The organism is Marinifilum sp. RC60d5 (assembly GCF_052400665.1).
GTDB lineage: Bacteria > Bacteroidota > Bacteroidia > Bacteroidales > Marinifilaceae > JBQTGK01.
This window is the reverse complement of the sequence record NZ_JBQTGK010000005.1, coordinates 83,207-95,273: the sequence shown is the minus strand read 5'-3', so window position 1 is coordinate 95,273 and position 12,067 is coordinate 83,207. Positions and strand designations below refer to the sequence as shown.

Below are 12,067 nucleotides of genomic sequence, written 5' to 3'. Positions count from 1 at the left end.
TTTGTTTTCGATACCAATCGAATCACAAACATTTTTTATAAATCCTAATTCTCACCTTACAATGAGAGAAACGGGCACAATTTACTTTGTGCCCGTTTATTTTTACAGCCATTTCAAATTTTAAATAGCCACATTGTCTTGACAATTAGACCTTTGGTTGTATGTTATTGATATTATCTATCGTTTTGTATTTATTATCTATTTGATTTATATGGCAAATCCTTGTACATTTGTTACAAATAAAAACAGTAAATAATCATATTAAAAAAATAATAGCATGTCACAAATTGGAAAACAAGTCGTAGATTTTGAAGTTCAAGCATTTGCAAACAACGATTTTAAAAGCGTTAAAAAATCAGATTTACTAGGTAAATGGTCCGTATTTTTCTTTTATCCTGCAGATTTTACTTTCGTATGTCCTACTGAATTAGAAGATCTTGCTAATCTTTATCCCGAATTTAAGGCTACAGGTACCGAAATTTACTCTGTATCAACGGATACTCACTTTGTTCATAAAGCATGGCACGATACTTCTGATACCATTAAAAAAATTCAGTATCCTATGCTTGCAGACCCAACAGGAGTTCTTTCTCGTGGATTCGATGTAATGATTGAAGAAGCTGGATTGGCCGAGCGAGGTACTTTCATTGTAAATCCTGAAGGGGAAATTGTTGCTTACGAAGTTGTTGCAGGTAATGTTGGTAGAAATGCTGAAGAGTTACTTAGAAGACTAAAAGCACTACAATTTGTTGCTAAAAATCCTTCGGAAGTATGTCCTGCAAAATGGAAAGAAGGAAATGAAACTTTAAAGCCTAATATTGACCTTGTTGGTAAAATATAAGAATAACCTTTAAAACTGCCTCTAATCTTTATTTTTAGAGGCAGTTTTTTCAAAATCAAAAAACAATGCTCGAACAATCCATAAAAACTCAGGTTACTGATTTATTTGCATCCCTCAAAAATCAATATATTTTTCAAATAAAAGTAGCTTCTTCTCATCCCAATAGAGAAGAACTGATATCCCTTTTAACCGATGTTGCATCTTGTACAGACAAAGTAAATTTAGATGTACAAGAAGAATCAGGACTCTCTTTTTCCATCTTAAAAAACAACAAAAACACCAATGTAACATTCAAAGCAGTTCCTAACGGACACGAATTTACCACCTTACTTTTAGCTGTTTTAAATTTGGATGGAATTGGCAAAAACCTACCTGATGAAATGCTTACCAAAAGAATTCAAGGTATTTCACAAAAAATTGAAATAAAAAGTTTTATTTCACTCTCCTGCACCAATTGTCCTGATGTTGTTCAAGCATTAAACATTATGGCATTCCTCAATAAAAATATTTCTCACGAAATTATCGATGGAGCAATTAACCAGCAAGAAGCTGATGAATTAAATATTCAGGCAGTACCTAGTGTGTATGCCAACGGCAAACAACTACATGTTGGCCGTTCATCTTTAGGAGAACTATTGGGGAAAATTGAAGAAGAATTTGGAAGTGACTACAATCCACAAGCACAGGAAAATAAAGAATATGACGTAATTGTTGCCGGTGGCGGACCAGCTGGTGTTTCTGCGGCAATATACTCTGCACGTAAAGGTTTTTCGGTTGCTATTGTAGCTGAAAAAATTGGCGGACAGGTAACCGAAACGGTTTCTATCGAAAATATGATTTCTATTCCTAAAACAACAGGTTCTGAACTGTCTGGCAACCTAATGAAGCACCTTAACGACTACCCTATTGATATTTTAGACAATCGTATGGTAGAAAATTTAGAAGTCGTAGACGGTGTAAAAATACTCACAACATCTTTAAACGAAACACTTACAACACCTGCTCTTATTATTGCAACTGGTGCAAGTTGGAGAAAATTAAATATTCCTGGGGAGAGTGATTACATTGGTGCTGGAGTCGCTTTTTGTACCCATTGCGATGGTCCTTTCTACAAAGGAAAAAAAGTTGTCGTTATTGGTGGAGGAAACTCTGGTTTAGAAGCTGCAATTGATCTATCGGCAATCGCCACAGAAGTACAAGTCCTTGAGTTTATGAATGAAGTAAAAGGCGACCAAGTTCTTCAGGATAAGATTAAAGAATTATCGAATGTAAGTATCACTCCTAATGCCGAAACTTTAAGTATTGATGGTGATGGGAACAAAGTAACTTCTCTTACCTACAAAGACAGAGAATCAGGAAAAGTAGAAATTGTATCAACCGATGGTGTTTTTGTTCAGATAGGATTAACTGCCAATAGTAAAGTATTCGCAGATACTGTAAAAACCAACCGAATTGGTGAAATTGAAATTGATGCTCATTGCAGAACTAATCAGGCAGGAATATATGCTGCTGGCGATGTATCAGTTGTTCCTTACAAGCAAATTGTAATTGCAATGGGAGAAGGTTCAAAAGCTGCTCTTTCTGCTTTCGATGACAAAATAAAAGGCTTACTATTGGCAAACTAATAACTTAAAAAATCTTTTCGCCTTTAGGCACTACAGCATAAAAACAACAAGCAAAAAGAGCATCAGGAAACTCCAGATGCTCTTTCTTTATCTTACTAATGGAATGATACTTTTATCGATTAAAACTCAATAATTGTATTCCAGTTGTGCTTATCTTCAACAGTTCCATACTGGATACCACGAAGTGTTTCGTATAGTTTAAAACTAGTTTTACCAGCCTCATCGCCATAAACGTAATCTACTTTTTTATCGGCATCAACAATTTTACGAATAGGAGAAATAACAGCTGCAGTACCACAAGCTCCTGCCTCGGTAAAATCAGCTAATTCTTCAACTTCGATTTTTCTACGCTCAACAGTCATACCCATATCTTTGGCAATCTGACACAAACTTTTGTTTGTGATAGAAGGCAAAATTGAGTTCGATTTTGGTGTTACGTATGAGTTTCCTTTAATTCCAAAGAAGTTAGCAGGACCACATTCGTCGATGTATTTTTTTTCTTTTGCATCTAAGAATAATACTGCCGAAAATCCCTCTTCGTGAGCACGAGTACCTCCACGCAATGAAGAAGCATAGTTACCACCCACTTTAATTGTACCTGTCCCCTGAGGAGCTGCACGATCGTATTCGCGATAAATTACGTAATCGGTTGGTTTAAATCCTTCTTTAAAATAAGGACCTACCGGCATTACAAATACTGCAAATGTATACTCTGGTGCAGGGTTAACTCCCACCTGAGCGCCATTACCAAAAAGAACAGGACGAATATAAAGAGATGCCCCCGACTCATAAGGAGGAATCCATCTTTCGTTTAGTTTAATAGTCTTAATAACTGCCTCTTCGAACAAATCAATAGGCATTTCGGCCATCATAATTCCATGAGAAGAAGATTGCATTCGTTTTGCATTTTCTTCGATACGGAATACTCTAACTTTTCCATCAGGACCTTTAAATGCTTTTAAACCTTCGAATGCTTGCTGTCCGTAATGTAATCCGGTAGCAGCAATGTGCACGTTAACCTGATCTGAAGATGAAACTTCCAGTTCTCCCCATTTTCCATCGCGGTAGTTACAACGAACATTGTAGTCGGTTTTAGTATATCCAAAACCAAATTCTTTCCAGTTTATGTTTTCCATTTTGAGATATGAATTTTGCGATTATTGTTTTGTAATATTTAAGTATTATTTGTTATGCAAATGTATTAAGAAATTTCATCTTTTTACCTACAATTTCTTACATTTATAACTATTCTACTTTCAATTCGACAAGATAACCGTTGTGTTTACGAATATTTATAACTTTACCAGTTTCAAAAATAAGATACTGTCCTTTAATTCCTTTCAGAATTCCCGAATAATCTTTAAGTTTCTCAAAACCAATACTTGTAATTTTATCAGGAGTTTCTCTTACCGGATATGCGATATCATATATTTCATCCTCGTTGCAAACATATTGTTTTAGTTCAGCATGAAGAAAACCTGCTGCTTTTTTCTTCTCGGCAAGTAAATCTATATCAGTATAATTTTCCTGCTTTAACATTTTACGCCAGTTGGTTTTATCAGAAAAATGCTCCTTTAAAGCTACCTCTATTACTCCGGCAATATGCCTGTTGGGTGTTTTTGCCAATTTTATGGCTTTGGTAGCTCCCTGATCCATCCATCGGGTAGGTACCTGACTCTCGCGGGTTACTCCTACTTTTAAGTTTCCGGAATAAGCCAAATATACGTAATGAGGCTTAAGGGAATTCTCTTTTGCCCATTCCATATCTCTGGATATTCCCAGATATGATAAATCCAGCTCGGGACGAACAATACTCGGATCGGTTTGTGGCAATGTGGTAAAACAAGAATAACAATATCCCTGTGCAAAGGAGGTTTTTGTTCTCTTTCCACAATGAATACAGTTTATCTGACCCAAATAGCTTAAGCTTATTTTTTTACCAATTAAAGAGTTCATATCAATCAACTCATTACCAATTGGTAATTTATAACTAACTGTCTCTCCTAATTTGGTATGCATTTTTCTTATATTCCCTTGCATGTTTACTTTTTTACAAGTTATTCTTAATGATTTTTATCATCTGGTCTAATTCCTTCTGGCTAAAGCCTACTCCCTGCCAAATAATTTTACCTTTTTTATCGACAATAAAGTTACGAGGAATGTATTGACTTGCAAATTTTGCATAAACCTCTCGTTTTGGATCTGCTGCGATGGGAAAACTAAAACCTTTCTTCTTGTTCCAGCTTAAAAGCTCTGCTTTTGTATGCTCTCTGCCAATAGAAATCATGGCAAAATTTTCATTTTTAAATTTAGGATACAATTGTTTTTCCACCTCGGGTAACTCTTTCATGCACGGTCCACACCAGGTTGCAAAAAAGTTAAGTAACACAACTTTGCCTTTTAATTCACTTATGGCAATTTTTTTTCCATTAATCGTGCTAATTGTAAAATCAGGAACCCGATCTCCTTTTTTTAGCAATGAGCCCTGATAATTATCGGCAAATAAAGTTGATACTGCAAGCAGTGCAACGAATGTAAAAAGTAATTTTTTCATATTTATTTGTGCTAGAGACTCACAACCGTGCGTCTATACATTTCTTTACTGAATCAAATCATTAGTAACTTCAACTACTTTGTATAGCTTATCCGAACGTCGAATCATTGTATCCAAAGCAATTGAAAAACTGTCACCTTTTACAGCTTTTTCTACCGATTTTAGATCTACACGAATTTCTTTAATTGTAGTTTCCACTACTCCTGTTGTTGGTCCGGTAATCAGGATCTCATCTCCTACTTTAAGTTCGTTCGATTCAAGCAAAAACTCAGCAACCTTAATCTTGGTAAAATAGTTGGTTCCCTTACCAATTAACATTTTACGTTTAGTTGCCCGATTACCATATTCATTACTCCACTCGCCCAGCTTTTGTCCTAAATAGTAACCATTCCAGAATCCACGATTAAAAACAGTAGATAAACGCTCCATCCACTCATTAATTTTCTCTGTTCCGTACGATTTATCCAAATAAGCATCAACAGCTTCGTTATAGCAGCTAACAACTGTTTTTACATATTCGGGAGATCGGGCTCTACCTTCAAATTTAAGAACTCGAACTCCTGCATCAAGCATTTTATTTATAAAACCAATGGTACACAAATCTTTTGGCGACATAATGTACTCATTATCTATTTCGAGCTGATTTCCCGATTCCTTTTCGGTAACGGTATAGGCTTTTCGACAGGTTTGCATGCAGGCTCCCCTGTTTGCCGAGGAATTTTTCTCGTGCAAACTTAAATAGCACTTCCCAGAAACAGCCATACAAAGTGCCCCGTGAGCAAACATCTCAATTTGAATTAATTCACCTTTGGGTCCGCGTATATCCTGAGCTATAATTTGCTCATAAATTCCTTTTACCTGATTCAGGTTTAATTCGCGAGCCAAAACAACTACATCGGCAAATTGAGAATAAAATTTAACTGCCTCTGTATTGGTTATATTGCACTGAGTAGAAATATGAACTTCCACATCAATTGATCGTGCATACATAATGGCCGACACATCTGATGCAATAATTGCGGTAATACCAGCTTCTTTAGCGGCATCTACAATCTTATACATTAACCTGATATCATGATCGAATAAAACTGTATTTACCGTAAGATATGATTTAAGTCCTTTTTCGGTACACAATGCGGCAATTTTGTGCAAATCCTCAATTGTAAAATTATTTGAAGATCGTGCCCGCATATTTAATTGCTCAATGCCAAAATATATCGAATTGGCTCCCCCTTGAATAGCAGCCATTAAAGATTCGTACGAACCTACTGGTGCCATTAACTCTATTTCGCTTCTTTTCATTAAAATTATATCTATTATCAGAAAATTACTATTTAGAATACACGAATCGCCTGTTAAATAAGCATTTCTAAATTCATGCACCTTCCTCCTGATTCTCAGCAAAAGTAATCTTTATGAGTGATTCCTGCAAAACAAATTAAAGCCTGCAAAAAAAGTTAAATCCTTAAGTTTGCTAACTTTAGAAGAACAAAACGCACTTGTTTAAGACTTTTAATTAATATACTTTTGTGCCACAGCTATTTGATACACTGAGGTTATAGTCTTCCTATTACGGCTGATGGTGAACAGTTTACATGGAATATATCTCATTTTTCCCTATCTTAATGATTTGGGAATCTCAATTGCAGCCATTAACTCTATTTGAGTTAACGACATTACGGCGCTACCATATCCCAATAGCTTGATTTTGAATTACATATTGCAGCTAATGCAATCGTTTCACAACACGATTGCTTGTTAAAACATCAAAACCGGATATTAGCCTATGAAGTATAGAGCTTTCACACTGAAGACCTTTAAGAAAATTCCTCAGATTTGTAATTTGAGTGAAGAACAGATTTTTGATATTGAGGTGGTTGGAGAGGTTCTTCCATTTAAAGTAAATAACTATGTAATTGATGAATTAATTGATTGGAATAATTTCGAAAAAGATCCTATTTTCATCCTTACTTTTCCTCAGAAAGATATGTTATCGGCCAAACATTATAATCGTATGGCCGAATTAATTAGAAGTGGTGCTTCTCGGCCCGAGATTACAAAAGCAGCCAATCAAATAAGAATGGAGCTGAACCCTAATCCTGCCGGACAGGTTCATAATGTTCCAGAATTAAATGGTGTTAAACTAGTTGGTATTCAGCACAAATATCAGGAAACCATGTTGTTTTTTCCTTCGCAGGGACAAACATGTCATGCCTACTGTACTTTTTGTTTTCGCTGGCCACAATTCACCGGTATTGATGAGCTTAAATTTGCCATGAAACAGGTTGATTTGGTTATCGAATACCTACGGACAAATCCTCAAATAACCGATTTACTATTTACCGGAGGAGATCCTATGATAATGAAATCGAAAATGTTTGAGAATTATATCGATTCGATTCTTGCAGCCGATATTCCAAACCTTAGAACCATAAGAATTGGAACAAAAACTCTGGGATACTGGCCATACCGATATACTACCGACGAGGATGCACAGCAATTACTAGATGTATTCAAAAAAATTAGCGATAATGGATTGAATTTGTCTATAATGGCACATTTTAATCACATTAACGAAATGAGTACCGAAGCAGTTGCCGAAGCGGTTAAAAAAATTCGTGCTACTGGTGCTGTTATCCGTACTCAGTCGCCAATAATGAAACACATTAACAACGATGGTGATATGTGGGCCCGCATGTGGAGAAAACAGGTAGACTGGGGAATGATTCCTTATTACATGTTTATTGCGCGCGAAACAGGTGCTCAGGAATATTTTGCTGTAAGTCTTGAGGAAGCTTATAATATTTACCGAAAAGCTTACACTCAGGTTAGCGGAGTCTGCCGTACCGTTCGCGGACCAAGTATGTCGGCTCATCCTGGTAAAGTACAAGTTGCTGGTGTTACCGAAATTAATGGTGAAAAGGTATTTGTCCTTAACTTTATTCAGGGAAGAAACTCCGACTGGGTAGGCAAACCATTCTTTGCAAAATACGATGCTAAAGCGCTTTGGTTAGATGATTTAAAACCAGCTTTCGCTGATAAATTTTTCTACGAAGAGTAATCTGTTTATGCAGAATTAAAATATTATAATTAGACCTGTCAGATTAAAAAAAACTGACAGGTATTTTTTAATCTGAAGATATTTTCTGTAGAAAGATCCTACATTAAGTAGGTATAAACTGATTATACTAAATTGTTAAACACGAAAAACAAGGTAAGGTACGTTAATTATTATCATATTACTAATCTATTCATTACCGAAACCTTACACTCGATTTGAAGTATTATTAATGAACTATTTAAATTAATCTTACCTCATTCTTTCATACTCCTCTTTTTCGAGTTTGCGTCCATTTTTACAAATCGGGCAATAGTAAATATAACGTGTTTTTATCGGTAAAACCGAGATAAAAAAAAGACTTGCATAAGTTGCATTCTTTTCCAATATCCAATTGGTGGTATTGTTGCAATTACTACAATGCTCTTGTGCGTATTGCTGTTGTCTTTCAAGGACTTTATCGTTTGCTCCAAAAATAAAAATCATGTTAACTAGATATGAAATGTGAGATATAAAATTTGAAAATAAAGAAATTACTAATTAATCATTCTTAATTGCTAATTATTTATATATCCTTCAATAAAGTCTCTTTTTGATCGAGTGAAACCGATTGTCGATATTCGTCCATTAAATTTTTAAGCTGAGAATAACTATCTGTTTCTAATACGGGTATATTATCTGAACCTGCTTTTTCTAAAACATCAGTTACTTTATTTATTGTCATTTTATTAATATCGAATGCCGGCTGATAAGCCATTTGCTTGTCGGTATCGGTAACTAGTTCTGAAATTAAACCCGAATTATTTAAATCAAAGAGAATTTCACGCACCAAACGAATAGGCATTTCCAACTTATGCGATATATCTTGCGAAAGCAAAGGAGATTCATTTCTCTCAAAATTATTAACAATAATATGTAATACATATAAACTTAGCAAGCGTTTATAGTCATAAGATATTTCGGTCGATTCAGCTTCATATTCATAATTTTCAACATTTTGTTCTGCAAATGATATTTCGGCCCCAAAAAGAACAATTAACCAACTTAATTGCAACCACATTAAAAACAATGGTAAAGCTGCGAAACTACCATAAACAGCATTGTAGGTAGTTACCATTCCCTGAAATTCGATGTACAAAACCTGAAAAACCTGATAAATTGTTCCGGCTATAATTCCTGCTATCAAGCCCGACTTAAATTTAACATGTGTATTGGGCATAAAAGTGTATAGCAAAGTAAACAAAACCCAAACCAGAAAGAAAGGTGCCAAATTAATAAGAAAGGTAAGGTAAGGACCAACAGCTTCTAATAGTGTATTTCCCTTAGTAAACTCCTGAATCATTGTTTTAAGAACTACTGTTCCTGCACTCGAACCAATTAAAAGAATGGGTGCAAATATCATAATCGCCGTATAATCGCTAAATCTTCGTCCCCAGGTTCGAGCTTTTTTAATTTGCCAAACATCGTTAAACGATTCTTCGATATTGCTCAACATTTTAATAACCGACCAAAATAAAATCACAAATCCCAATCCAGCAATTAACGAACCTTCGGTATTTACCAGCATTTTATTGGCAAAATCCATTAAAAACCTTAAGACTTCTTGCTGCCCTGATAAATTGGTTACCAATTCCTTCTCGAGCTTTTCGCCCAAGCCAAAACCTTTAGCAATACCAAATGCCATTGCTAAAACAGGAACCACCGACAATACAGAGTAAAAGGTTAATGCCGAAGCTCTTAACTGACATTTATCCTCGTAAAACCCTTTAATAGCCAACAGGTAAATTCGCAATTGACGTATAAGAAAATACCGGTGTCCCGATAATTCTTTCAAACGCATATTCCAAACACCCCTACTTAAGAAGTTCATTATAAAATCAAAATAATAGCGAATTTTATTCATCCGTAAAGGTTTTTATGATTGGTTTCTCAAGGTAAATTTAAAGAAAATTGGAAAATAATTCTCCATACCTAAAATATTCTTTGCTTTTCGTAAGTTTGTTAAGTGCAATCTGAAATGGAAAATAAGATATGAAAAAAGAAATCTTAATAATTGAAGATGATATAAGTTTATTGAAAACCATTGTTGAATTTCTTGAAAAATCTGGTTTTAATTGTACCCAAGCAACCACAATTACTAAGGCAAAAAAAATTTTTGATAAAAAATTTTATCCTATAATTCTGCTCGATTTGGGCCTACCCGATGGCGATGGCTTAGATTGTATCTCTTTTATAAAATCTATTTGGGAAAACACTGGTGTGATTATTATTTCGGCACGTGAAAAATTGGAAGACCGTATTGATGGTTTAAACTTAGGTGCTGATGATTATTTGGTAAAACCATTTCATTTATCCGAATTAATTGCTCGAATTAATGCTCTCCTACGTAGAAATTTCCATACTGATAAAACCAATGTTAGGTACGAAGAAATTGAGATTGAAACTACAGACCGAACGGTAAAAATATCGGGAGAACATGTGGATTTTAGTAAAAAAGAATATGATTTAATACTTTATTTTATAGAAAATGAAAGTCGCGTTTTAACGAAAGAAAGTTTATTTGAACATGTTTGGGGCGAAAATTCTGTTTTTATGGATAATTCTGATTTTATTTACACTCACATTAACCGACTAAGAAAAAAAATTAAAACACATACTGGCGAAAATTACATTAAAACAGTTCATGGCTTTGGCTATAAACTAGAAATCCATTAAAATGAAGCTACTCTCTAAAATAAACAGAACCTATTTCAAATATGGAATATTCATTTTTTTAATAGCTGATGTAGTTATCATTCTAATGAGCAACTACATTTTAAAAGATGAAATGGATCAACAATTAAAACTGGAAACAGAGGTAATTGCTGAAACAATAGCAAGAGAAGGCAATTTTCACAGTGCTTATCCAACAGACATTGCCAAAGAAATTTTGTATTCTGAAATAGGAATTGAATCGTCCAAAGATACATTAATCTACGAAGCAAATGAAGACGAACTACTTCCCTATAGAGAATTCACTGCTTACAAAACAATTAATGGGAAACATTATAAGATCATTACCCGGCAAATGCTAATGGAGTTTGATGATATTTTTTCCTTGTATACCGCTTTAATTTCAACAGTATTAGGATTAATATTTGTATTAGTTCTATTGTTTACTCATAAAATGAATGCAATTCTTTGGGAAACATTTAATAAAAATGTGGATTTATTAAAGAATTATTCGTTCCGTTCTAATGAAAAATTACAATTGAATACAACTGGCATAGATGAATTTGATGATCTGAATCAAGTTGTCACCAACATGTCTAATCGATTGGAAAAAGATTATCATGCCTCAAAAGAATTCTCAGCCAATGCAGCTCATGAATTACAAACACCACTTGCAATTATTAGAAATAAATGCGAAAATCTCTTTTCTGAGAAAGATTTAAAAATTGAAACAATTCAATCCATCCGAGAAATTTACCTTTCCGCCGATCGATTATCAGGAATTACAAAAGCACTACTACTTTTGGCAAAAATAGATCATGGACAATTCAACGAAACGGAGGAAGTATCTCTACATCAGCTCATTAAATTGCGAATTGAAAATCTGGAAGATATTCTTTACGATCGCAACCTAATTGTAGATATTAATGCTCCACAAGATTGCTTGGTAAAAATGGACATGCGATTGGCAAACCTTCTAATTCAGAACATTACAACCAATGCTATAAATTACAGTCCGAGTAGTAAGATTATTGAAATAAAAATAACTCAAAATCAATTCAGCATTTCTAATTTTGGAGAAAGTCCAATAAAAAACCCCGAATCAATATTCAATCGATTTTACAAAGAAAGTGAAAGCAGTAAATCTACTGGAATAGGCCTCGCTCTCGTTAAAAAGATTGCCGACCATTATGGCATGACCATTCACTATTCTTTTAAGAATTTTAAACACTTATTCACTTTCAAATTGCCCATTTGTTAGCTTTTTGTTAGATCTG

The 12,067-nt window shown here is 34.4% G+C and carries 11 protein-coding genes; 5 read left to right on the top strand and 6 right to left on the bottom strand.

The annotated features are described in order from the left end of the window. The first annotated feature begins 277 nt into the window (after positions 1 to 277). Both ahpC and ahpF read left to right on the top strand, forming a co-directional pair. On the top strand, positions 278 to 841 hold the full coding sequence (gene ahpC, locus ACT3CE_RS13115; protein WP_444710221.1) for an alkyl hydroperoxide reductase subunit C: 564 nt from the start codon (positions 278 to 280) through the stop codon (positions 839 to 841). A 65-nt stretch (positions 842 to 906) separates the two neighbouring features. Further along, on the top strand, positions 907 to 2,466 hold the full coding sequence (ahpF, locus tag ACT3CE_RS13110; RefSeq protein ID WP_444710220.1) for an alkyl hydroperoxide reductase subunit F: 1,560 nt from the start codon (positions 907 to 909) through the stop codon (positions 2,464 to 2,466). 119 nt (positions 2,467 to 2,585) lie between these two features. Here the strand turns inward: ahpF and ACT3CE_RS13105 are convergent, their stop codons facing one another. From ACT3CE_RS13105 to ACT3CE_RS13090, 4 genes are all read right to left on the bottom strand, one after another. Next, positions 2,586 to 3,602, bottom strand: a complete 1,017-nt coding sequence (locus ACT3CE_RS13105) for a branched-chain amino acid aminotransferase (protein WP_444710219.1) — start codon at positions 3,600 to 3,602, stop codon at positions 2,586 to 2,588. Between the two features lie 109 nt (positions 3,603 to 3,711). Then, on the bottom strand, positions 3,712 to 4,506 hold the full coding sequence (locus ACT3CE_RS13100) for a DUF2797 domain-containing protein (protein ID WP_444710218.1): 795 nt from the start codon (positions 4,504 to 4,506) through the stop codon (positions 3,712 to 3,714). A 10-nt stretch (positions 4,507 to 4,516) separates the two neighbouring features. After that, positions 4,517 to 5,020 (bottom strand): TlpA disulfide reductase family protein, encoded by a 504-nt coding sequence (locus ACT3CE_RS13095; protein WP_444710217.1) that lies wholly within the window; start codon positions 5,018 to 5,020, stop codon positions 4,517 to 4,519. 45 nt (positions 5,021 to 5,065) lie between these two features. After that, the gene (locus ACT3CE_RS13090; RefSeq protein ID WP_444710216.1) at positions 5,066 to 6,322 is read right to left on the bottom strand and encodes a peptidase U32 family protein; all 1,257 of its coding nucleotides are present in this window, start codon (positions 6,320 to 6,322) and stop codon (positions 5,066 to 5,068) included. A gap of 484 nt (positions 6,323 to 6,806) precedes the next feature. Here ACT3CE_RS13090 and ACT3CE_RS13085 point away from each other — a divergent pair, with 484 nt between their 5' ends. Continuing rightward, complete coding sequence (locus ACT3CE_RS13085; RefSeq protein ID WP_444710215.1) at positions 6,807 to 8,081, top strand: KamA family radical SAM protein; 1,275 nt, start codon at positions 6,807 to 6,809, stop codon at positions 8,079 to 8,081. 249 nt (positions 8,082 to 8,330) lie between these two features. Here the strand turns inward: ACT3CE_RS13085 and ACT3CE_RS13080 are convergent, their stop codons facing one another. Continuing rightward, the gene (locus ACT3CE_RS13080; RefSeq protein WP_320117847.1) at positions 8,331 to 8,564 is read right to left on the bottom strand and encodes a zinc-ribbon domain-containing protein; all 234 of its coding nucleotides are present in this window, start codon (positions 8,562 to 8,564) and stop codon (positions 8,331 to 8,333) included. Positions 8,565 to 8,643: 79 nt separating this feature from the next. Continuing rightward, complete coding sequence (locus ACT3CE_RS13075) at positions 8,644 to 9,981, bottom strand: YihY/virulence factor BrkB family protein (protein WP_444710214.1); 1,338 nt, start codon at positions 9,979 to 9,981, stop codon at positions 8,644 to 8,646. A gap of 128 nt (positions 9,982 to 10,109) precedes the next feature. On the opposite strand from ACT3CE_RS13075, the gene ACT3CE_RS13070 reads away from it, so the two are divergent. Together ACT3CE_RS13070 and ACT3CE_RS13065 are read left to right on the top strand one after the other, a co-directional pair. Continuing rightward, on the top strand, positions 10,110 to 10,793 hold the full coding sequence (locus ACT3CE_RS13070) for a response regulator transcription factor (protein WP_444710213.1): 684 nt from the start codon (positions 10,110 to 10,112) through the stop codon (positions 10,791 to 10,793). Position 10,794: 1 nt separating this feature from the next. Continuing rightward, positions 10,795 to 12,051, top strand: coding sequence for a sensor histidine kinase (locus ACT3CE_RS13065; protein WP_444710212.1), 1,257 nt, complete (start codon positions 10,795 to 10,797; stop codon positions 12,049 to 12,051). The last annotated feature ends 16 nt before the right edge of the window (positions 12,052 to 12,067 follow it).

What these genes read in the sequence shown, in the direction of transcription:
- ahpC (WP_444710221.1), top strand. Translation starts at nt 278, where the DNA reads ATGTCACAAATTGGAAAACAAGTCGTAGATTTTGAAGTTCAAGCATTT.
- ahpF (WP_444710220.1), top strand. Translation starts at nt 907, where the DNA reads ATGCTCGAACAATCCATAAAAACTCAGGTTACTGATTTATTTGCATCC.
- ACT3CE_RS13105 (WP_444710219.1), bottom strand. Translation starts at nt 3,602, where the DNA reads ATGGAAAACATAAACTGGAAAGAATTTGGTTTTGGATATACTAAAACC.
- ACT3CE_RS13100 (WP_444710218.1), bottom strand. Translation starts at nt 4,506, where the DNA reads ATGCAAGGGAATATAAGAAAAATGCATACCAAATTAGGAGAGACAGTT.
- ACT3CE_RS13095 (WP_444710217.1), bottom strand. Translation starts at nt 5,020, where the DNA reads ATGAAAAAATTACTTTTTACATTCGTTGCACTGCTTGCAGTATCAACT.
- ACT3CE_RS13090 (WP_444710216.1), bottom strand. Translation starts at nt 6,322, where the DNA reads ATGAAAAGAAGCGAAATAGAGTTAATGGCACCAGTAGGTTCGTACGAA.
- ACT3CE_RS13085 (WP_444710215.1), top strand. Translation starts at nt 6,807, where the DNA reads ATGAAGTATAGAGCTTTCACACTGAAGACCTTTAAGAAAATTCCTCAG.
- ACT3CE_RS13080 (WP_320117847.1), bottom strand. Translation starts at nt 8,564, where the DNA reads ATGATTTTTATTTTTGGAGCAAACGATAAAGTCCTTGAAAGACAACAG.
- ACT3CE_RS13075 (WP_444710214.1), bottom strand. Translation starts at nt 9,981, where the DNA reads ATGAATAAAATTCGCTATTATTTTGATTTTATAATGAACTTCTTAAGT.
- ACT3CE_RS13070 (WP_444710213.1), top strand. Translation starts at nt 10,110, where the DNA reads ATGAAAAAAGAAATCTTAATAATTGAAGATGATATAAGTTTATTGAAA.
- ACT3CE_RS13065 (WP_444710212.1), top strand. Translation starts at nt 10,795, where the DNA reads ATGAAGCTACTCTCTAAAATAAACAGAACCTATTTCAAATATGGAATA.